Genomic DNA, 20,959 nt, shown 5'->3' on the forward strand with positions numbered 1-20,959 from the left:
CGTTCGCACCTGCCTGGGTTCTCGGCGGAGTCGTCGTCGTGCCGGTTTTGCGTGACTCGCGGCATTTTGTGACAGAACGATCCCATGGGGCGATGATGGGGAGGGGTTGCGTCGCCGGGAGAGGGGGAGTGTCGCGCGATCGGTGCTCGTCGGGAGCGTCGCGCGCGATCGGTGCTCGTCCGGCCCTGTGCGGCTCCCTGCGTCCGGGCCCGGTGCGCCTCCGCGTATGTGTCCCGTCCCATGCGTCCCGCGCGTATGTGTCGTCTCGCGCGTCCCGTGCGTCCCGCGCGTCCCGCGGACGGGGGTGCGAGGCGGCCGTAGGGTCGGGAATTCGCGGTCGGCGCCAGGTGTCTGCACGATAGTTGAGTCGCCTCGACTCAGGTCTGTTGACAGTGGGGCGAGGGTCATGCATCCTTGAGTCAGATCCACTCAAGTAGTCACTGGAGGAATTGAAATGGCACGTGCGGTCGGCATCGACCTGGGCACGACTAACTCCGTCGTCAGCGTTCTCGAAGGCGGCGAGCCCACCGTCATCACCAACGCAGAGGGCGCCAGGACCACGCCGTCCGTCGTCGCCTTCGCGAAGAACGGCGAGGTGCTGGTCGGCGAGGTCGCCAAGCGCCAGGCAGTGACCAACGTCGACAGGACCATCCGCTCGGTCAAGCGCCACATGGGCACTGACTGGAAGATCGACCTGGACGGCAAGAGCTTCAACCCGCAGCAGATGAGCGCCTTCATCCTGCAGAAGCTGAAGCGGGACGCCGAGTCGTACCTGGGCGAGAAGGTGACCGACGCGGTCATCACCGTCCCCGCGTACTTCAACGACTCCGAGCGCCAGGCGACGAAGGAGGCCGGCGAGATCGCGGGCCTGAACGTCCTGCGCATCGTCAACGAGCCGACCGCCGCCGCGCTGGCGTACGGGCTCGACAAGGACGACCAGACGATCCTCGTCTTCGACCTCGGTGGCGGCACCTTCGACGTGTCGCTCCTGGAGATCGGTGACGGCGTCGTCGAGGTGAAGGCCACCAACGGTGACAACCACCTCGGTGGTGACGACTGGGACCAGCGCGTCGTCGACTACCTGGTGAAGCAGTTCGCCAACGGGCACGGCGTGGACCTGTCCAAGGACAAGATGGCTCTCCAGCGTCTGCGCGAGGCCGCGGAGAAGGCGAAGATCGAGCTCTCGTCCTCGACCGAGACCACGATCAACCTGCCGTACATCACGGCGTCCGCCGAGGGCCCGCTGCACCTGGACGAGAAGCTCACGCGCTCGCAGTTCCAGCAGCTCACGGCCGACCTCCTGGACCGCTGCAAGAGCCCGTTCCACAACGTCATCAAGGACGCGGGCATCCAGCTCTCCGAGATCGACCACGTCGTTCTCGTCGGTGGCTCCACCCGTATGCCGGCCGTCGCCGAGCTCGTCAAGGAGCTGACCGGTGGCCAGGAGGCCAACAAGGGTGTGAACCCGGACGAGGTCGTCGCCATCGGCGCCTCGCTCCAGGCCGGTGTCCTCAAGGGCGAGGTCAAGGACGTCCTGCTCCTCGACGTCACCCCGCTGTCCCTCGGTATCGAGACCAAGGGCGGCATCATGACCAAGCTCATCGAGCGCAACACCACGATCCCGACCAAGCGCTCCGAGATCTTCACGACGGCCGAGGACAACCAGCCGTCCGTGCAGATCCAGGTCTACCAGGGCGAGCGCGAGATCGCGGCGTACAACAAGAAGCTCGGCATGTTCGAGCTGACCGGCCTGCCGCCGGCCCCGCGTGGCGTCCCGCAGATCGAGGTCGCGTTCGACATCGACGCGAACGGCATCATGCACGTCGCCGCCAAGGACCTCGGCACCGGCAAGGAGCAGAAGATGACCGTCACCGGCGGCTCCTCGCTGCCGAAGGACGAGGTCAACCGGATGCGTGAGGAGGCCGAGCAGTACGCGGAGGAGGACCACCGCCGCCGCGAGGCCGCCGAGTCGCGCAACCAGGGCGAGCAGCTCGTCTACCAGACGGAGAAGTTCCTCAAGGACAACGAGGACAAGGTTCCCGCCGAGGTGAAGACGGAGGTGGAGACCGCGCTCACCGAGCTGAAGGAGAAGCTCAAGGGCGAGGACACCGCCGAGATCCGTACCGCCACGGAGAAGGTCGCGGCCGTCTCGCAGAAGCTCGGCCAGGCGATGTACGCCAACGCCCAGGCCGACGGCGGCCCGCAGGGCGACGCGCAGCCGGGTGCCCAGGCCAAGGCCGATGACGATGTCGTCGACGCCGAGATCGTGGACGACGAGAAGGACACCAAGGGCGGTGCGGTGTGACCGAGGAGACTCCGGGCTTCGAGGAGAAGCCCGACGTCCCCTCCGGCGCCACCCCTGACGGAGCCGAGCCGAAGGACGCCGCCTCCTCTTCGGAGGAGGGGGCGGCCCCGGCCGGGGACGGAGTACAGACAGTCGGCCTGACCGCGCAGCTGGACCAGGTCCGTACCGCGCTCAACGAGCGCACGGGCGACCTCCAGCGGCTCCAGGCCGAGTACCAGAACTACCGCCGCCGCGTCGAGCGGGACCGGGCCACGGTCAAGGAGATCGCCGTCGCGGGTCTCCTGTCCGAGCTTCTGCCCGTGCTCGACGACGTCGGCCGCGCCCGGGATCACAACGAGCTCGTGGGCGGGTTCAAGTCGGTGGCCGAGTCTCTTGAGACGGTCGTCGCCAAGCTGGGCCTGCAGCAGTTCGGCAAGGAGGGCGAGCCCTTCGACCCGACGATCCACGAAGCCCTGATGCACTCGTACGCGCCGGACGTCACGGAGACGACCTGCGTGGCGATCCTGCAGCCGGGGTATCGGATCGGCGAGCGCACCATCCGCCCCGCGCGGGTGGCGGTGGCCGAACCGCAGCCGGGTGCGACACCGGCCGCAGCCAAGGAAGAGAAGGCAACCGACGAGGAGAGCGGTGGCACCGAGGAGGTCTGACATCCCGTCTGACCACCTCGCGGCCCACCGCCCGGCCATGCGACCGGCCCACGGGCCGGTCGCATGGCCGATCGTCCGGAAGGAGGGACGTCGATGAGCACGAAGGACTTCGTCGAGAAGGACTACTACAAGGTCCTCGGCGTCCCCAAGGACGCCACCGACGCCGAGATCAAGAAGGCGTACCGGAAGCTCGCCCGCGAGTTCCACCCCGACGCCAACAAGGGCGACGACAAGGCCGAGGAGCGCTTCAAGGAGATCTCCGAGGCGAACGACGTCCTCGGCGACAGCAAGAAGCGCAAGGAGTACGACGAGGCACGCGCCCTCTTCGGCAACGGCGGCTTCAGGGCCGGGCCCGGAGGCGCGGGCGGCAACTTCAACTTCGACCTGGGCGACCTCTTCGGCGGTGCCCAGGGCGGGGGCCAGGGCGGCGGCGCCGGCGGTTTCGGCGGCGGTGGCGGCCTGGGCGACGTCTTCGGCGGCCTGTTCAACCGGGGCGGTACGGGGACGCGGGTGCAGCCGCGCCGCGGCCAGGACATCGAGTCCGAGGTGACGCTCAGCTTCACCGAGGCGGTCGACGGGGCCACGGTTCCGCTGCGGATGTCCAGCCAGGCGCCCTGCAAGGCGTGTTCCGGCACCGGGGACAAGAACGGCACCCCCAGGGTCTGCCCGACCTGTCTCGGCACCGGCCAGGTCTCGCGCGGTACCGGCGGCGGCTTCTCGCTCACCGACCCCTGTGTGGACTGCAAGGGCCGGGGCCTCATCGCCCAGGACCCCTGCGACGTCTGCAAGGGCAGCGGCCGGGCGAAGTCCTCCCGGACCATGCAGGTCAGGATCCCGGCGGGCGTCTCGGACGGCCAGCGGATCCGGCTGCGCGGCAAGGGCGGTCCGGGCGAGCGCGGCGGTCCGGCCGGTGATCTGTACGTCGTGGTCCATGTCGACGCACACCCGGTCTTCGGCCGCAAGGGCGACAACCTGACGGTCACCGTGCCGGTCGACTTCACGGAGGCGGCGCTCGGCGGCGAGGTGAAGGTCCCCACGCTCGGTGGCCCGCCGGTCACCCTGAAACTCCCCGCGGGCACCCCCAACGGGCGTACGATGCGCGCCCGCGGCAAGGGCGCCGTACGCAAGGACGGCACCCGGGGCGACCTGCTGGTCACCGTCGAGGTGGCGGTGCCCAGGGACCTCGGCGACGAGGCCAGGGACGCCCTGGAGGCCTACCGGAAGGCGACCGCGGGTCACGACCCGCGGGCGGAACTGTTCCAGGCGGCGAAGGGAGCTTGAGGTGGACGGCCGACGACGCAATCCGTACGAACTGACCGATGAATCCCCGGTGTACGTGATCTCGATCGCGGCCCAGCTCTCGGGCCTGCATCCGCAGACGCTGCGCCAGTACGACCGTCTCGGCCTGGTCTCGCCCGACCGCACGGCCGGGCGCGGCAGGCGCTACTCGGCCCGTGACATCGAGCTGCTGCGTACCGTGCAGCAGCTGTCGCAGGACGAGGGCATCAACCTCGCCGGCATCAAGCGCATCATCGAGCTGGAGAACCAGGTCGCCGCGCTCCAGCAGCGCGTCGCCGAGCTCTCGGCGGCCGTGGACGGCGCGGCGCAGGCGATGCAGCAGCGCGAGGCCCAGGTGCACGCCTCGTACCGGCGCGACCTGGTGCCCTACCAGGACGTGCAGCAGACCAGCGCGTTGGTGGTCTGGCGGCCGAAGCGGCCGAAGGACTGAGCGGACCGGGCATCCGCGCCGGCCGAGGCCGGCGGACCGCCCGCCCGCGCACGGAAGGGCCGGGAGGCCGACTCACGGGTCGGACTTCCCGGCCCTTCGGCTGTCCGGGGGCGGTGAGGCGGACCCGGGGTGCTCAGGCGGCGTGAGGTGGCGTCAGGCGGCGTGAGGCGAAGGGCGGGGCCGGGTGGGCCGGTTGTGCGGGTGCCGAGTGGGGGTGAAGGCGCGGGGCCGGTTGTGCGGGTGCTGGGTGGTGCGTGGGTGGGTCGTACCGGTTGCGTGGGCGGGTCGTACCGAGCGTGCGGGTATCGAGCGGCGCGTGGGCGGGCGGGGCCGGTTGTGCGGGTGCCGGAAGCGGTGCGTGGGTGGGCCGTACCGGGGGTGCGGGTGCTGGAAGCTGTGCGTGGGGCCGTCCCGGGGGTTGTCGGGGGGACAGCGCTTTTCGATACACGGCCTATGGGACAGCCCTAGGACAGGGCCTAGTTGCGTTCCTCTTCCAGGATTCCCGACCGGGCGATCAGATAGCCGAGCTGGGCCCGGCTCGTACTGCCCAGGACGGCGGACAGTTTGGCCACGTGCGCCCGGCAGGTGCGGACGTTCATGCCGAGGCGGCGGGCGATCGAGTCGTCCACGTGGCCTTCCACGAGGAGTTGGGCGATGGAGCGCTGGACGCCGCTGATGCCCTTGGGCGCCGGGTCGTAGGGGAGGTCCTCCAGGAGCGGGGAGGCGCGGTTCCAGAGCTGTTCGAAGACCGTGATGAGGTACTCGACCAGTCCCGGGTGGCGCAGTTCGAGGGCGACCTGGTCGTCGTCGCTGGCCGGGATGAACGCGACGGCCCGGTCGAAGACGATCAGGCGCGAGATGAGCTCCTCCAGCGTGCGGATCTCTACCTTGCCGTCGGCCAGGCGCTCCGCGTACGCCCGCGTGCCCTGGCTGTGCCGGACCGTGTGCTGGTAGAGCGTGCGCATGCCCACCCCGCGGTCGACCACCAGGAGGGCGCGCTCCAGGCCCTCCCGGAGGCGGTCCTCGCCCCGGTCGCCGCCCGGCTGGACCGTGAGCACCTCGGTGCGGCACTCGGCGGTCGCGAGGTCCAGGGCGGCGTTGATGCGGGTGCTGCCCTCCAGCACCGTGATGGCATGGGTGATGGGCGGATCCTGCGCGCTGATGTCCATGAAGGGCTCGAACGATTCGGCCAATTCCAGGGACAGCCGCCTGCGTTCCTGGATCTCGCGCTCGATGGGGTTCAGCCGCTGCGCGAGTGCCGCGGACGGCGGTACGGGGCGGAGCCACTCCGCGTCGTCGGGGTCGGGGTGCAGCAGGGCGAAGTCCATCAGGCAGGGTGCGGTGGCCGCCTCGGCCCGCGATATCCGGCCGGAGCGCAACGCGCTGGCGTAGAGACGCCCCCCGTCTTCGCATAGTTCAGTGATCCCGTGAGGATGTGTACCTTTTGTGTTGCTTGTGGTCATATCTCCACCCCCCAGGTTCCTGAACATGCAGGAACATGATGCATCGACTCGGTGGTGTTCGTGTGCCCAGGTGGGACATCGTCTTAGGTGCGGGGGAGAAGAATCCACAAGTGAGGACGAAGCCGACTATGTATAAGCGATTGCTTCGCTCGGCGCTTGCCGTCTCATTCGTCGCGGCCCTGGGCTATGGCGTACTGGGAAGCGATGAGATCAGCTGGGGCTCCGAGGCGGCCAAGCCCGCCGGCGAGATCAGCTGGAGTACCGAAGCGGGCGCCGGACCGGGCGAGATCAGCTGGGGCGTCAAGGCCGCGGCCTCCGCCGGCGAGATCAGCTGGCTCTCCGGGACATCGGTCGCGTCCGACGAGATCAGCTGGGTCGCACCGACCCGACCAGGCGCATGACCATCCCGCCGGACGACCGGACCTTCCGGCGAGAGATGGCCACGGCCTACCGATCAGGCTGGCATTTCATCGATCTCGTCACTGCCATCCCCCACTGTGGCGACTCGTTGATGGTCACTCTGTTCGGCGACCCCATCGTCGTCGCACGTGAAGAAGACGACGAAGTACGTGCCTACCGTTGCCTGCGCAAGCCGCGCGGAGCCCCGCAGCCCGTGCGCTGTGCGATCCGGTACGACATGATCTTCGTCAACCTCGACCGGCGGGACCACCAGCTGTTCGAGCCAGAGACTATTTCCGCCACCCCCCGCAGTGCCTGAGCGATCCCCCGTCGTTCCATGTCGCTCAGTCACTCCCCCACACAACGGCGCCATCGTGACCTGAACACGATGGCGCCGTTGTGCTTTTCCCGGCCGGGCGCCGCCCGCCGGACGCGGTCCGCAGGGCCGGTCAGACCCTGCCGAGCGCCCGGTCCACGGCGATCTCGATGACGACCCGGTCGGGGTTGGGCCTCGGCGTGCGCTCGTAGCGCTCCGCGTAGCGGCGTACCGCGTCGGCCACCGATTCGGGGTCCGTGCGCACCGTCGCGCGCCCCTCCAGCGTCGCCCAGCGGCGCCCGTCGATCTGGCAGACGGCGACCCGTGCGCCCTCCGGGCCCGCGGCCAGCACATGGGCGGCCTTCCGGGTGTTCTTGCCGGTGATGACCCGCGCCAGCCCGCTCTCGGGGTCGTACGTCACGCCCACCGGTACCACGTGCGGTGTGCCGTCGGGGCGGGGCGTGGTCAGGGTGCACACATGCCGCGCGCGCCAGAAGGCGAGGTACTCGGGGCCAGGGTTCGTCACGTCGACTGCCATGGGAACAGCGTAGGCAGTGCGGTACGGGCCCCCGCACCGCGGCGGCCCCCGCTGCGGTGGCGGAGGGCCCGCGCGGCCGGTTCACTCGAAGCTGTGGGCGAGTCGGGGCGAGGCGCGGGTGCGAGGCGCAGGGCGTGGGACAGCCGACGGAATCAAGTTGAGTGGGGTGGACTCAATATTGCCTTGAGTGGAGTAGACTCAACTTTACGCACGTTGACTGAGTCACTGCTGTGGAGAGGTACGTCGCCGCAAGGAGGAGAGAGCGCACGTGGACGCCGAGCTGACCAACAAGAGCCGGGACGCCATCAACGCGGCCACCAACAGGGCCGTGAAGGACGGGCACGCCGATCTGACCCCGGGGCACCTGCTGCTTGCGCTGCTCGCGGGCGAGGACAACGCGAACATCATCGATCTGCTCGCCGCCGTGGAGGCCGACCAGATCGCCGTACGCACCGGGACGGAGCAGCTCCTCGCCGCCCAGCCCAGTGTCACGGGAGCCACCGTCGCCCCGCCGCAGCCCAACCGTGAGCTGCTCGCCGTCATCGCGGACGCCGCGCAGCGCGCGAAGGAGCTCGGCGACGACTACATCTCCACCGAGCACCTGCTGATCGGCATCGCCGCCGAGGGCGGGCGGGCCGGTGAGATCCTCAGTGGGCAGGGGGCCAGTGCGAAGAAGCTGCTGGACGCGTTCGAGAAGAGCAGGGGAGGGCGCCGGGTGACCACACCCGACCCGGAGGGCCAGTACAAGGCGCTGGAGAAGTTCGGTACGGACTTCACCGCCGCCGCACGCGAGGGCAAGCTCGACCCGGTCATCGGGCGCGACCAGGAGATCCGCCGCGTCGTCCAGGTGCTGTCCCGCCGCACCAAGAACAACCCCGTGCTCATCGGTGAGCCCGGCGTCGGCAAGACGGCCGTCGTCGAGGGCCTCGCCCAGCGCATCGTCAAGGGGGACGTCCCCGAGTCGCTGAAGAACAAGCGGCTCGTCTCGCTGGACCTCGGTGCGATGGTCGCGGGCGCCAAGTACCGGGGCGAGTTCGAGGAACGGCTGAAGACCGTGCTCTCCGAGATCAAGGAGAGCGACGGGCAGATCATCACCTTCATCGACGAGCTGCACACCGTCGTGGGCGCGGGCGCCGGCGGCGACTCCGCCATGGACGCGGGCAACATGCTCAAGCCGATGCTGGCGCGCGGCGAGCTGCGCATGGTCGGCGCGACGACGCTCGACGAGTACCGCGAGCGGATCGAGAAGGACCCCGCCCTGGAGCGCCGCTTCCAGCAGGTGCTGGTGGCCGAGCCGAGCGTCGAGGACACCATCGCGATCCTGCGCGGGCTCAAAGGCCGGTACGAGGCCCACCACAAGGTCTCCATCGCGGACTCCGCGCTGGTGGCCGCCGCGACCCTCTCGGACCGCTACATCACCTCCCGCTTCCTCCCCGACAAGGCCATCGACCTGGTCGACGAGGCGGCCTCCCGGCTGCGCATGGAGATCGACTCCTCGCCGGTGGAGATCGACGAGCTCCAGCGGGCCGTCGACCGCCTCCACATGGAGGAGCTGGCCCTCAAGAACGAGACCGACCCCGGCTCCCGGCAGCGCCTGGAGAAGCTCCGCCGCGACCTCGCCGACAAGGAGGAGGAGCTGCGCGGCCTCAACGCCCGCTGGGAGAAGGAGAAGCAGGGCCTCAACCGCGTCGGTGAGCTGAAGGAGCGCCTCGACGATCTGCACGGCCAGGCCGAACGCGCCCAGCGCGACGGCGACTTCGACACCGCTTCCAAGCTGCTGTACGGGGAGATCCCGGGCCTGGAGCGGGAGTTGGCCGAGGCGTCCGAGGCCGAGCAGGAGGCCGCCAAGGACACGATGGTCAAGGAGGAGGTTGGCCCGGACGACATCGCCGACGTCGTCGGCTCCTGGACCGGCATCCCCGCCGGACGTCTGCTGGAGGGCGAGACCCAGAAGCTGCTGCGGATGGAGGACGAGCTCGGCAGGCGCCTCATCGGGCAGAACGAGGCCGTGCGGGCGGTGTCGGACGCGGTGCGCCGTACCCGCGCCGGGATCGCCGACCCCGACCGGCCCACCGGATCGTTCCTCTTCCTCGGGCCGACCGGCGTCGGCAAGACCGAGCTGGCGAAGGCGCTCGCGGACTTCCTCTTCGACGACGAGCGGGCCATGGTCCGCATCGACATGAGCGAGTACAGCGAGAAGCACAGCGTCGCGCGGCTCGTCGGCGCCCCGCCCGGATACGTCGGGTACGAGGAGGGCGGCCAGCTCACCGAGGCGGTCCGCCGCCGCCCGTACAGCGTCGTGCTGCTGGACGAGGTCGAGAAGGCCCACCCCGAGGTCTTCGACATCCTGCTCCAGGTGCTCGACGACGGCCGGCTCACCGACGGACAGGGCCGGACGGTGGACTTCCGCAACACCATCCTGATCCTGACCTCCAACCTTGGCAGTCAGTTCCTGGTCGACCCCCTGACCAAGCCCGAGGAGAAGAAGCGGCAGGTCCTGGAGGTCGTCCGGGCGTCCTTCAAGCCGGAGTTCCTCAACCGGCTGGACGACCTGGTGGTCTTCTCCGCGCTCTCCGGCGACGAACTCGCCCATATCGCGGGGCTCCAGATCGACCGGCTGGCGGGGCGGCTCGCGGACCGGCAGCTCACCCTCGACGTCACCCCGGCCGCCCTGGCCTGGCTGGCGGAGGAGGGCAACGACCCGGCCTACGGGGCGCGTCCGCTGCGCCGCCTGATCCAGACGGCGATCGGTGACCGGCTGGCGAAGGAGATCCTCGCGGGCGAGGTCAAGGACGGGGACACCGTCCGCGTCGACCGGGTCGGCGACGGCCTGCTCGTCGGTCCCGCGACCTCGGACGCGACGTCGGACGCGTCCGCGGAGGCGGCCACGGACGCGCCCTCGTAGACGGCGCATCGCCCGTTCCGCGTCGGTCCCCGGCCAGTCGGCCGGGGACCGACGTCGCTTCCAAGCGCGAGGCGCCCCAGGGACAGAGAGGCGCTGCGGGGGCGGAGAGGCATTCCAGTGATTTCGGGAGAAAGGGAAAACATTCACCCCCACCGGTGATCCACTGTTCAACATCGAAATCGCGCCAAACGCCTCGTTCGGCACCGAGGGGCGGCATCCCCGGACCTGCTCCGCACCGGGCTGCATCACCCGCCTCTGACAAGGGACTTCCGTACGGTCCTGAACGCCGTCCGCCCGGGGGCGGGCGCATAATCAGGACACCTCGGGGCGTCGGTCGCGGCCCGCTCGCGAGCGCGGTTGGGGGCCCAATTCGGCAGTGGGTAGCGTGCCCGCATGAACGAGCGGACAGGCGATGAGATAACTCCTGGGTCCGAGAAGGCCGGATCCGACAATATCTTTCGCCTTGGCGAATTCCGTACCCTTTGGGCTGCCTATGCTCAATCGATCCTGGGTGACCAACTCGCGCGCGTGGCCCTGTCGTTGCTCGTGTTCGAGCGCACCGACTCGCCGGGATGGACCGCGGCGACCTATGCGCTGACCACCCTGCCCGCCCTGCTCTCCGGGGTGCTCCTGTCCGGCCTGGCGGATCGTTTCCCCCGTCGTACGGTCATGATCAGCTGCGACCTGGTGCGGATGGTGCTGGTCGGGCTGATGGCCCTGCCCGGGATGCCGCTGCCGCTGCTCGCCGGGCTGCTGGTGCTGGCACAGCTGGCCGAGGCGCCCTTCGGCGCCGCCCAGGGCGCGCTGCTGCCTACGGTGCTCGGTACACAGCGGTACGAACGCGGCCAGCGGGTCATGCAGATCACCCACCAGACCGGGCAGCTGGTCGGCTTCGCCGGCGGCGGGCTGCTGGCCGCGTGGCTGGGCAGCAATCTCTCCCTGGGCGTGAACGCGCTGACCTTCCTGCTCTCGGCGTCCCTGATCAGGTTCGGTGTGAAGGCCCGTCCCGCGGCGACCGCCGCCGACCGCAAGCCGCGGCTCGGCGCCCAGGTCGGGGGCGCGGCCGGGCTGATCTGGTCGGACCGCAGGCTCCGGTCGCTGCTGGCGATGGGCTGGCTCGCCGGGTTCGTCGTCCTGCCGGAGGGGCTCGCCGCCCCGTTCGCGGACGAGGCCGGGGGCGGTGCCTACGCGGTGGGGCTCCTGCTCGCCTCGCATCCGGCGGGCATGGTGCTGGGGGCGGCCGTGCTGGGGCGGGCCAAGGTCGGCGACGAGTCGCGGCGCAGGCTGCTCGGTCCGCTGGCGATCGGGGCGAATCTGCCGCTCGTCGCCTACTGGCTCGACCCCGGCGTGGGGGCGGCCATGTTCCTGCTGCTGGTCGCCGGGGTGTGCTCGGCCTACCAGATCACCGCCGGGGCCACCTTCGTACTCCTGACCCCGGCCGACCGGCGCGGCCAGGCGCTGGGGCTCGCCAGGTCCGGGGTGACCGCCATCCAGGGGATCGGTGTCGCCCTGGGGGGCGCGGTGACGGAGCTGACCGGCTCGTCGGCGAACACCATCGGGGCGTCCGGACTCCTCGGCGTGCTGTGCGCGATTCTCGCCGCCGTCGCATGGGGACGGGCCCGGGGCACCGATGCGCAGATGATTCCCCGGAGGGCGTAGACCCCCTGGCGGCGAAACGCGGCTAGGGTCGTCGGCAGGAAACCACGTGCGATCCACAGGAGTACCCAGCGATGTCTATCGATCCGTCCTCGATTCCGAATTTCGGGGGCCAGCCCGAACCGCAGGCGGCAGGACCCGAGGGCCCCGTTGTCCCTGACCAGGACCTGGTCAAGCAGCTTCTCGACCAGATGGAGCTGAAGTACGTCCTCGACGACGAGGGCGACCTCGCCGCGCCGTGGGAGGAGTTCCGGACGTACTTCATGTTCCGGGGCGAGGACGAGCAGCAGGTCTTCTCGGTCCGTACGTTCTACGACCGCCCGCACGCCGCGGACCAGCGCCCGGTCCTGCTCGACGCGATCGACGACTGGAACCGCCGCACCCTGTGGCCCAAGGTCTACACGCACACCCACGAGCCCGAGGAGGGCTCCGAGGACACCGAGGTCTCGGTGCGCCTCATCGGTGAGGCGCAGATGCTCATCGGTACGGGCGTCAGCCTGGAGCACTTCGTCTCGTCGACGGTCAGCTGGGTGCGCGCCTCGATCGAGTTCGACAAGTGGCTCCAGGAGCGTCTGGGCCTGGCCCCGGCCGAGGAGAAGACGGACGGCGAGGACCCGGCCCCCTCGGAGGGCTGAGCCCCGTACGCCGCTGAGCGCCCGCCCCGGAGTGACGGTCCACGCGACCGCCGCCCCGGGGCGGCGCCGTCTCAGGGCGCCAGGCGGCGCAGGCGGCCGACCGCGTCGTGGAGGACGTCGTCGCGCTTGCAGAAGGTGAAGCGGACCTGGCCGCGGCCGGTCTCGGGGTCGTCGTAGAAGACGGAGTTGGGGACGGCGACGACACCGCAGCGTTCGGGGAGGGCGCGGCAGAAGGCGTAGGCGTCCTTCTCGCCGAAGGCGCTGACGTCGGTGGTGATGAAGTACGTGCCCTGCGGCCGGTGGACCTCGAACCCGGCCGCGCGCAGGCCGTCGCCGAGCAGGTCGCGCTTGCGGCGGAGGTCGGTGCGCAGGCCCTCGAAGTAGCTGTCCGGCAGGCGCAGCGCCTCGGCGATCGCGTACTGGAACGGCCCCGCGCTGACATAGGTGAGGTACTGCTTGGCGGTCCGGACGGCGGCGACGAGCGGGGCCGGGGCGGTGACCCAGCCGACCTTCCAGCCGGTGTACGAGAAGGTCTTTCCGGCGGACGAGATGGAGACGGTGCGCTCGCGCATGCCGGGCAGGGCGGCGAGGGGGAGGTGTTCGCCCTCGAAGACCAGATGCTCGTAGACCTCGTCGGTGACCACCAGGAGGTCGTGCTCCACCGCCAGCGCGGCGATCGCGGACAGCTCCTCGCGGGTGAGGACCATGCCCGTCGGGTTGTGCGGGCTGTTCAGCAGCAGCAGCCGGGTGCGGGGCGTGACCGCGTCGCGGAGGGCGTCCAGGTCGGGGCGGAAGCCGGGGGCGCGGAGGGTCAGCGGGACGCGGACGCCGCCCGCCATCGCGATGCAGGCGGCGTAGGAGTCGTAGTACGGCTCGAAGGCGATGACCTCGTCGCCCGGCTCCAGCAGGGCGAGCATCGCGGCGGCGATGGCCTCGGTGGCGCCGGCGGTGACCAGGACCTCCGTGTCGGGGTCGAAGGCGAGGCCGCGGAAGCGCTGCTGGTGGTCGGCGACCGCGGTGCGCAGTTCGGGGACGCCGGGGCCCGGCGGGTACTGGTTGCCGCGCCCGTCGCGCAGGGCCCGGACGGCGGCCTCCCGGATCTCTTCGGGGCCGTCGGTGTCGGGGAAGCCCTGGCCGAGGTTGATGGAGCCGGTCCGTACGGCAAGCGCCGACATCTCCGCGAAGATCGTCGTGCCGAACTCGGCGAGGCGGCGGTTGAGCAGCGGTCGTGGCTGTGTCATGGCTGTCATCCTGCGCGGAAGCTCTGGAGTTGCTCAAGTCTGCTTTGGCCGTTCGTGTGCGGGGGCATCCCCCACCCACGCGGGAAGCGCGGGGAAGCGGGGGACCTCGCTTCGGGGGATGGAAGGACGTGGGGTCGGTGGAGGTCTTCATGGGTGTGGTGATCGCGGTCGTACTGGTCGCGCTGCTCGTCTCGGTCACGGCGAAGTCGCGACGCAGGACGAAGGCGTCCGGGCGCCGGGTGCGTCGCGGGGCTGTCGGGAGCGGCTCCGCGGGGGGCGGCTGGTGGGCGGGCGGCGGTGACGGCGGCGGTACGTCCTGCGGGAGCGGCGGCGGTCACTCCGGAGGGCATTCCGGGGGTCACTCCGGGGGTCATTCCTGCGGCGGCGGCCACTCCTCGTGCGGTGGTGGTTCCTCGTGCGGCGGTGGTGGCGGATGCGGTGGGGGAAGCTGACCGGGACGGCTGGTTCCGGAGGTGCCCGGCGGGTGAACTCCCGCCGGGCACCTTTTTGTTGGGGAATTTCGCACGTTGTCGTTGAACAGATGATCAGAGAGGCCCCCGAGGGGATGGAAACCACGGCAAGTTGGGTAAAAACGCTGTGGATGCGACTTATTCATGGTTCCCTCGGAGGAGAGAACATCCAGCCCTCGGACCCCAGTTGGACCTGATCGGGCGCTACCCACCTCCCACGTGCACGACGTCGGGGGGCGTCCCCTGTCCATGTGTCCATGCTTGCTTGCGGAGCCGACCCATGCTCACGACCCTCCAGACGGCTTATTCCGACACCCGTGCTGCCGACCTGGCCTGGGCACTGGGGCGCGAACCCCTTCCCGCCCTGGCCGTGCTCGACCTCGATCTCGCGGGTGCCAGGCTGCAACTGCGCCTGCTCGGCGCCTCCCACCAGGTACTCCTCGAAGAGGAGCGCGGCACCTGTTCCGAAACCGTCGCCTGCATCCCCGGCAGCAGCACACCGCTTCCGCTCGGTGTCTCCAAGCGGCTCGGGGAGTGGGAGTACGAATTCGCGGCGCGCGTCGAGACCCTCTCGGAGGGCTCGTTCGCGGGGCGCGCGCAGGAACTCCTCGCGCTGGTGGCCGACCACCCGCACGGACTGGCCGGGACGTTCCCGGGCAGCCCGCACGCCTTCACCGCCATGCTCGCCCAGCGGACCGAGGGCCAGGTGCGCTGGCGCACCTGGCACGCGTACCCGCAGGAGGGGCAGTTGGTGGTGACGCGCACCCGGGTGGGCGTGCGGATGCCGGCGGTCGCGGCGCTCTGAGAAACCCCAACTCCGTTGCGAGCACCCCACTTGCACCCTTGTGGGTGACAGGCTGCCACGCTGTCGTGACGTAGCGTTCGCATCATGATCGACCAGCAGGTATTGCTGCGAGGGGGCGCGGCGTGTCTTCCCGTACGGCCGAGGACCGGTCGCTATCTCGTGCTGGCCGCGGTCTTCGTCTGTGCCGCCTGCGGTCTGGTGTACGAGCTCGAACTGGTGGCGCTCGCCTCCTACTTGATCGGTGATTCCGTCACCCAGGCATCGGTCGTGCTTTCCGTGATGGTGTTCGCGATGGGGGTCGGGTCGCTTCTCGCGAAACGTTTACGCAGCCGTGCCGCGGTGGGGTTCGGGCTGATCGAGGCGGCCCTGGCGCTCGTCGGGGGCTCCTCGGCGCTGGTGCTGTACGCCTCCTTCGCCTGGATCGGGGAGTCGCGCTACGCCCTGGTCGGGTTCTCGCTCACGATCGGCATCCTGATCGGTGCGGAGATCCCGCTGCTGATGACCTTGATCCAGCGCGTCGACCGACAGGACGCGGGCGGTGCCGTCGCCGATCTCTTCGCCGCGGACTACGTGGGCGCGCTGGTCGGCGGGCTGGCGTTCCCCTTCCTGCTGCTGCCGGTGCTCGGGCAGCTCTCCGGGGCGCTGTTCACCGGCGCGGTCAACGCGGCGGCGGGCGGGGCACTGGTGCTGTGCGTGTTCCGGCGGGATCTCACCCCGCGCTCCCGCTGGCTGCTGATCCTGTGCAACGTGGCGGTGATCGCCGTGCTGGCCGTCGCCGGCGCGCTGGTCGACGACTTCGAGCGGGCGGCGCGGCGCGCGGTGTACGGGGACGGGGTGCGGGTCGCCGTGCAGACCGACATCCAGGAGGTGGTGCTCACCGGGGCGGGGCGCAGCTCCCTGGACCTGTACCTGGACGGACGGCTGCGGGTCAGCGCGCGCGACGAGTACCGCTACCACGAGGCGCTGGTGCACCCGGCGATGAACGGGCCGCACGCCGACGTCCTGATCCTGGGCGGCGGCGACGGCCTCGCCGCCCGGGAGGTGCTGCGCTACCCGGACGTACGCACCGTCACCGTGGTCGAGCTCGACGGGGGCGTCACCCGGTTGGCCCGTACCGACCGGGCGCTCTCGGAGCTGAACGGCCACGCGTACCGGGACCCGCGGCTCACGGCGGTCACGGCGGACGCCTTCAACTGGCTGCGGGCGGGGCACGGCCGCTACGACGTGGTGATCTCCGACCTCCCCGACCCCGGGATCTCCACCAGCACCAAGCTCTACTCGGCGGAGTTCTACGGCCTGGTCGCCGAGACGCTCGCGCCCGGCGGCCGGCTGGTGGTGCACGGGGGCCCGCCGCTGGCCCGGCCCCGTACGTTCTGGACGGTCGAGGCGTCGATGCGGGCGGCGGGGCTGCGCACCCGCTCCTACCGGATGAGCGGCCGACGCGCCGATTCCGCGGCCGGTCCCGACCGGGCCACGCACCGGGCGCATGTCGCGCACGGCTGGGGCTTCGTCCTCGCCGGGCGGGGGAGGCGGCCGCCGCCGCTCGGCCTCGCGGCGAAGGTGCCGCCGCTGCGGTCGATGACGGAGGCCGCCCTGGTCGAGGCCGGGCGGGAGACGGAACGGGACCGGCGGCCGGGGCTGCCGCCCTCGACGCTGGTGCATCCGCGGTACTGGGAGGACCGCTGAGCGGGGGGGTGGGGCGAGGCTGGTGCTGGTGATGGTGATGGGGATGGGGATGCGGATGCGGATGGGGATGGGGATGGGGCCGGGGATGGGGTTGAGGCGGGGTGGGGTGAGGTGGGGTTGGGTTGGGCTGGGGAGGTGTGGTTCCGGTGGTGTCGTGGTTCCGGTGGTTCCGGTGTTGTGGTCCGGTGGTGCCCGGTGCCCGGTGCCCGGTGCCCGGTGCCCGGTGCCCGGTGCCCGGTGCCCGGTGGCCGGTGTTGTGGGCCGGTGGTGCCGGTGGCCTCGCGGGCGGAACCGCTGACGTGACGGCCGGGGCTGAGTAGGCTCGGTTTCCATGGAGCATGAGGTGTTCGTTCCGGTTCCGGTCCCGTCGCTGCGGCGGACGCTGGGTGACCCCGCCCGTGTCGCGCGCTGTGTGCCGGGGCTTCAGCAGGACGCCGACGCGTCCGCGGGCCCGCTGTCCGGCCGGCTCCGGATCCGGGTCGACGGCCACACGATCACGTACCGCGGCGCGCTGAGCTTGGCCGACGCCCCGCAGGACGGCCCCGAGGGGGTGCGCGGCGCGGCGGTCCTGGTGAGCGGCGAGGGGGCCGAGGCCCGGGGCAGCGGCTCGGCGAAGCTGACCCTGGCGATCCGCCTGACCGAGCAGGACGGCGGGACGCTGATCGGGTTCGAGGGCACGGCGAGCGGTGACGGCCGGTTCCTGGCGCTGGACGCGGCGGCGGCCCTGGCGGCGGCCCACCGTCTGCTGGACCGCTTCGCCCAGCAGCTGGTGACGGAGACCCTGGCGGCCGGTGGAGAGAGCGGCGAGGGCCTGGGCGACGGGCCCGGTGCGGTGCTCGGCGAGGACGAGCGGTCCGTCGGGGAAGCCGTGGAGCAGGCCATCGAGGAGGCGGCCGAGGAGGCCGACATCACCGGCGCGGCCACCGCTGCCGACGACACCCCGCCCACCCACGAGGCCGCGGCGGACGAGGCGCCCTCCGCGGGGAGGCCCGAGGAGCCTTCCGCGGACGAGCACGGAGAGCAGGGCGGTCAGGGCAGGCAGGGCGGTCAGGGCGGTCAGGGCAGGCAGGGCGGGCAGGGCGGTCAGGGCGGGCAGGGTGACGCGGAGAAGCAGGACGCGCGGGGCGACGCGGACGAGCAGGGCGAGTCCGGGAACCCGCCGGGCACCGGCTCCGTCTTCGACGCGCCCGTGCCCCCGCCGTCGCTCGACCCGGTCGCCGAGGTGGAGTTCACCGTGCCCGACGGCCCCCCGGCGGAGGCCGCGCACGCCAGGCGGACCATGATCGGCCGCAGCGCCGAGGAGGTCGACCACGCGCCGCCGCGCGGCCGGTACGCGCCCGTTCCCTCACCCGATTCGACCAGCGCGGGCGCCACGCTTCGCTGGGTCGCCCCGGCCGCCGCGCTCGCGCTGGCGTCCGCGGTGGTGGTGACCCGGGCACTGCGGCGGCGGCGCTGAGGGCCGTCCCGTGATCTCTGGCGGTCGCGCCAGTAATCTCGGTCGGGTGAGTAGCAGCGAGAAGGACGTCCGGCTGTCCGTCGGCGACACAGAGTTGACCGTGAATCCCGCCAACGGCTGTCGCATCGACAGCCTGCGGATCGGTGGTACCGAGGTGTTGCGGCAGGGGGATCGGTACGGCTGCTTCCCGATGGTGCCGTGGTGCGGGCGGACCGGGAACGGGCTGTTCCACAACGGCGACGTCCCGCACCGGCTGCCGCTGAACGCCCCGCCGCACGCCATCCACGGCACCGGCCGGGACACCGCCTGGCACACCGCCCGGCTGGGCGAGCGGGAGGCCGCTTTCTACTACGACCTCGTCGACCCCTGGCCGTATCCCGGCCGGGTGACCCAGACCTTCGAGCTGGCCGAGGACGCGCTCACGCTCGCCTTCGGTGTCGAGACGTACGGGGACTCGTTCCCGGCGCAGGCCGGCTGGCACCCCTGGTTCCTGCGCAACCTCGGCGGCGATGGCAAGGACGTGGAGGTGGCCTTCGACGCGGCCTGGCAGGAGGAGCGGGGCGCGGACCACCTGCCCACCGGCCGCCGTATCCCGCCCCTGGCCGGTCCCTGGGACGACTGCTTCGGGATGCCGGACGGGGTCGAGGTGACGCTCACCTGGCCGGAGCAGCTGGAGCTGACCGTGAAGAGCCGGGACGAGTGGGTCGTGATCTACGACGAGCAGGACGAGGCGGTCTGCGTGGAGCCGCAGTCCGGCCCGCCGAACGGACTGAACACCACGCCCCGCTATGTCACCCCGATCGACCCGCTGGAGATCTCGACGACATGGAGCTGGCGTCGGCTGTGATCCCGGCACCGGAGTCGGCGAAAGTTGATGTGAGACGCGCGGCTTAAGCTCGTAGCCATGACTGACGTACGTGCTGAGCTGCTCCAGCAGATCAAGGACAAGGCCGTGGTACACGGCAAGGTGACCCTCTCCTCGGGTCTTGAGGCCGACTGGTACATCGACCTGCGCCGCATCACGCTGGACGGCAAGGCCGCTCCGATGGTCGGTCAGGTCATGCTCGACGCCACCGCCGAGCTGGACTACGACTGCGTGGGCGGGCTGACACTGGGGGCCGACCCGGTCGCCACCTCGATGCTGCACGCCTCCGCCGCGCGCGGCCAGGAGCTGGACGCGTTCGTCGTCCGCAAGGCGCAGAAGGCGCACGGGATGCAGCGCCGCATCGAGGGCACCGATGTGAAGGGCCGCCGCTGCCTGGTGGTCGAGGACACCTCGACCACGGGCGGTTCGCCGCTGACGGCCGTCGAGGCGGTCCGTGAGGCCGGTGGCGAGGTCGTGGCCGTGGCCGTGATCGTGGAGCGCGGTGCTGCTCCGGCCATCGCCGAGGCCGGTCTCCCGTATGTCCACGTCTACTCGGTGGCCGATCTCGACCTGGCCTGATGCCTGCTTGACCTGCTGTTTCTTCCGGGGGTGGGCTGTTTCACGTGAAACGGCCCGCCCCTTCGGCATGTCCCGGTCCGGTGCGCCCGAACGTCGGGGCGAAGGGCCGGGTGGAGCCGGAGCGAGAGTCTGGGAAGATGGGGGCGACGATGACGTCGCCCCCAGGTCAGGGAACCAGCACGCACACCCGCACATCCCAAGGAGCGGTCAGATGCCCATCGCAACCCCCGAGGTCTACGCCGAGATGCTCGACCGGGCGAAGGCAGGCAAGTTCGCCTACCCGGCCATCAATGTGACGTCGACCCAGACCCTGCACGCTGCACTGCGCGGCTTCGCGGAGGCGGAGAGCGACGGCATCGTCCAGATCTCCACCGGTGGGGCGGAATTCCTGGGCGGCCAGTACAACAAGGACATGGTCACCGGCGCCGTCGCCCTGGCCGAGTTCGCGCACATCGTCGCCGCCAAGTACGACATCACGGTCGCGCTGCACACCGACCACTGCCCCAAGGACAAGCTGGACGGTTACGTGCGTCCGCTGCTCGACATCTCCGCCGAGCGCGTCGCCCGCGGTGAGAACCCGCTGTTCCAGAGCCACATGTGGGACGGTTCGGCCGAGACGCTGGCCGACAACCTGGCCATCGGCCAGGAGCTGCTGGCCAAGGCCGCCGCCGCCAAGATCATTCTTGAGGTCGAGATCACCCCGACCGGTGGCGAGGAGGACGGCGTCACCCACGAGATCAACGACGAGCTGTACACCACCGTCGACGACGCGCTGCGCACCGCCGAGGCGCTCGGCCTGGGCGAGAAGGGCCGCTACCTGCTGGCCGCCTCCTTCGGCAACGTCCACGGCGTCTACAAGCCGGGCAACGTCGTGCTCCGTCCCGAGCTGCTGAAGGACCTCCAGGAAGGTGTGGGCGCCAAGTACGGCAAGGCGTCCCCGTTCGACTTCGTCTTCCACGGCGGCTCCGGCTCCACCGAGCAGGAGATCGCCACGGCGCTGGAGAACGGTGTCGTGAAGATGAACCTGGACACCGACACCCAGTACGCCTTCACCCGCCCGATCGTGGACCACATGTTCCGCAACTACGACGGTGTGCTGAAGGTCGACGGCGAGGTCGGCAACAAGAAGGTCTACGACCCGCGCAGCTGGGGCAAGTCCGCCGAGGGCGGCATGGCCAAGCGTGTCACGGAGGCCTGTGCCAACCTGCGCTCCACCGGCACCAAGCTGAAGTAGCAGCCGGTACGAAGTGTGTGGCCGTGGGCC

Annotated in this window: 18 protein-coding genes; 15 read left to right on the top strand and 3 right to left on the bottom strand. The window is 70.7% G+C overall.

The annotated features are described in order from the left end of the window. Positions 1–454: 454 nt before the first annotated feature. From dnaK to ACFVFH_RS12255, 4 genes are all read left to right on the top strand, one after another. Positions 455–2,305, top strand: coding sequence for a molecular chaperone DnaK (dnaK, locus tag ACFVFH_RS12240; RefSeq protein ID WP_383766259.1), 1,851 nt, complete (start codon positions 455–457; stop codon positions 2,303–2,305). Next, complete coding sequence (gene grpE, locus ACFVFH_RS12245; protein WP_383766261.1) at positions 2,302–2,952, top strand: nucleotide exchange factor GrpE; 651 nt, start codon at positions 2,302–2,304, stop codon at positions 2,950–2,952. The genes dnaK and grpE overlap by 4 nt, the downstream gene beginning before the upstream one ends. Positions 2,953–3,045: 93 nt before the next feature. After that, positions 3,046–4,233, top strand: a complete 1,188-nt coding sequence (dnaJ, locus tag ACFVFH_RS12250) for a molecular chaperone DnaJ (RefSeq protein WP_383766263.1) — start codon at positions 3,046–3,048, stop codon at positions 4,231–4,233. Between the two features lies 1 nt (position 4,234). Next, on the top strand, positions 4,235–4,681 hold the full coding sequence (locus ACFVFH_RS12255) for a heat shock protein transcriptional repressor HspR (RefSeq protein WP_072487850.1): 447 nt from the start codon (positions 4,235–4,237) through the stop codon (positions 4,679–4,681). A gap of 476 nt (positions 4,682–5,157) precedes the next feature. On the opposite strand, the gene ACFVFH_RS12260 is transcribed toward ACFVFH_RS12255, so the two are convergent. Further along, positions 5,158–6,171 (bottom strand): helix-turn-helix transcriptional regulator, encoded by a 1,014-nt coding sequence (locus ACFVFH_RS12260; RefSeq protein ID WP_383766265.1) that lies wholly within the window; start codon positions 6,169–6,171, stop codon positions 5,158–5,160. Positions 6,172–6,272: 101 nt separating this feature from the next. Between ACFVFH_RS12260 and ACFVFH_RS12265 the strand changes: the two genes are divergently transcribed. Beyond that, positions 6,273–6,545 carry a 5'-nucleotidase gene (locus ACFVFH_RS12265; RefSeq protein ID WP_383766267.1) on the top strand — a complete coding sequence of 91 codons (273 nt, stop codon included), beginning with the start codon at positions 6,273–6,275 and terminating at the stop codon, positions 6,543–6,545. Continuing rightward, a complete protein-coding gene (locus ACFVFH_RS12270; RefSeq protein ID WP_072487853.1) occupies positions 6,542–6,862 on the top strand; it encodes a (2Fe-2S)-binding protein in 321 nt (106 codons plus the stop codon). Before ACFVFH_RS12265 ends, ACFVFH_RS12270 begins: the two co-directional genes overlap by 4 nt. 130 nt (positions 6,863–6,992) lie before the next feature. On the opposite strand, the gene ACFVFH_RS12275 is transcribed toward ACFVFH_RS12270, so the two are convergent. Continuing rightward, positions 6,993–7,397, bottom strand: coding sequence for a pyridoxamine 5'-phosphate oxidase family protein (locus ACFVFH_RS12275; RefSeq protein WP_383766269.1), 405 nt, complete (start codon positions 7,395–7,397; stop codon positions 6,993–6,995). 268 nt (positions 7,398–7,665) lie between these two features. On the opposite strand from ACFVFH_RS12275, the gene clpB reads away from it, so the two are divergent. The 3 genes from clpB to ACFVFH_RS12290 all read left to right on the top strand — a co-directional run bounded on the left by clpB (position 7,666) and on the right by ACFVFH_RS12290 (position 12,593). Further along, entirely contained in the window at positions 7,666–10,302 is a 2,637-nt protein-coding gene (gene clpB / locus ACFVFH_RS12280) for an ATP-dependent chaperone ClpB (RefSeq protein ID WP_383766271.1), read from the top strand. 393 nt (positions 10,303–10,695) lie between these two features. Continuing rightward, positions 10,696–11,961 carry an MFS transporter gene (locus ACFVFH_RS12285; RefSeq protein WP_383766272.1) on the top strand — a complete coding sequence of 422 codons (1,266 nt, stop codon included), beginning with the start codon at positions 10,696–10,698 and terminating at the stop codon, positions 11,959–11,961. A 71-nt stretch (positions 11,962–12,032) separates the two neighbouring features. Beyond that, positions 12,033–12,593 (top strand): YbjN domain-containing protein, encoded by a 561-nt coding sequence (locus ACFVFH_RS12290; RefSeq protein ID WP_383766274.1) that lies wholly within the window; start codon positions 12,033–12,035, stop codon positions 12,591–12,593. A gap of 71 nt (positions 12,594–12,664) precedes the next feature. On the opposite strand, the gene ACFVFH_RS12295 is transcribed toward ACFVFH_RS12290, so the two are convergent. After that, the gene (locus ACFVFH_RS12295; protein WP_383766276.1) at positions 12,665–13,834 is read right to left on the bottom strand and encodes a pyridoxal phosphate-dependent aminotransferase; all 1,170 of its coding nucleotides are present in this window, start codon (positions 13,832–13,834) and stop codon (positions 12,665–12,667) included. A gap of 750 nt (positions 13,835–14,584) precedes the next feature. On the opposite strand from ACFVFH_RS12295, the gene ACFVFH_RS12300 reads away from it, so the two are divergent. The 6 genes from ACFVFH_RS12300 to fbaA all read left to right on the top strand — a co-directional run bounded on the left by ACFVFH_RS12300 (position 14,585) and on the right by fbaA (position 20,929). Further along, entirely contained in the window at positions 14,585–15,109 is a 525-nt protein-coding gene (locus ACFVFH_RS12300) for a DUF2617 family protein (RefSeq protein WP_329197074.1), read from the top strand. Positions 15,110–15,193: 84 nt separating this feature from the next. Further along, a complete protein-coding gene (locus ACFVFH_RS12305) occupies positions 15,194–16,795 on the top strand; it encodes a polyamine aminopropyltransferase (RefSeq protein ID WP_383766278.1) in 1,602 nt (533 codons plus the stop codon). A 343-nt stretch (positions 16,796–17,138) separates the two neighbouring features. Continuing rightward, entirely contained in the window at positions 17,139–18,251 is a 1,113-nt protein-coding gene (locus ACFVFH_RS12310; RefSeq protein WP_383766804.1) for a hypothetical protein, read from the top strand. A 46-nt stretch (positions 18,252–18,297) separates the two neighbouring features. Continuing rightward, positions 18,298–19,098, top strand: a complete 801-nt coding sequence (locus ACFVFH_RS12315) for an aldose 1-epimerase (protein WP_383766280.1) — start codon at positions 18,298–18,300, stop codon at positions 19,096–19,098. A 57-nt stretch (positions 19,099–19,155) separates the two neighbouring features. Beyond that, on the top strand, positions 19,156–19,695 hold the full coding sequence (pyrE, locus tag ACFVFH_RS12320) for an orotate phosphoribosyltransferase (RefSeq protein ID WP_136326594.1): 540 nt from the start codon (positions 19,156–19,158) through the stop codon (positions 19,693–19,695). A gap of 211 nt (positions 19,696–19,906) precedes the next feature. After that, a complete protein-coding gene (gene fbaA / locus ACFVFH_RS12325; RefSeq protein WP_344513002.1) occupies positions 19,907–20,929 on the top strand; it encodes a class II fructose-bisphosphate aldolase in 1,023 nt (340 codons plus the stop codon). Positions 20,930–20,959: the final 30 nt, after the last annotated feature.

The organism is Streptomyces sp. NPDC057697 (assembly GCF_042799335.1).
Taxonomy (GTDB): domain Bacteria; phylum Actinomycetota; class Actinomycetes; order Streptomycetales; family Streptomycetaceae; genus Streptomyces.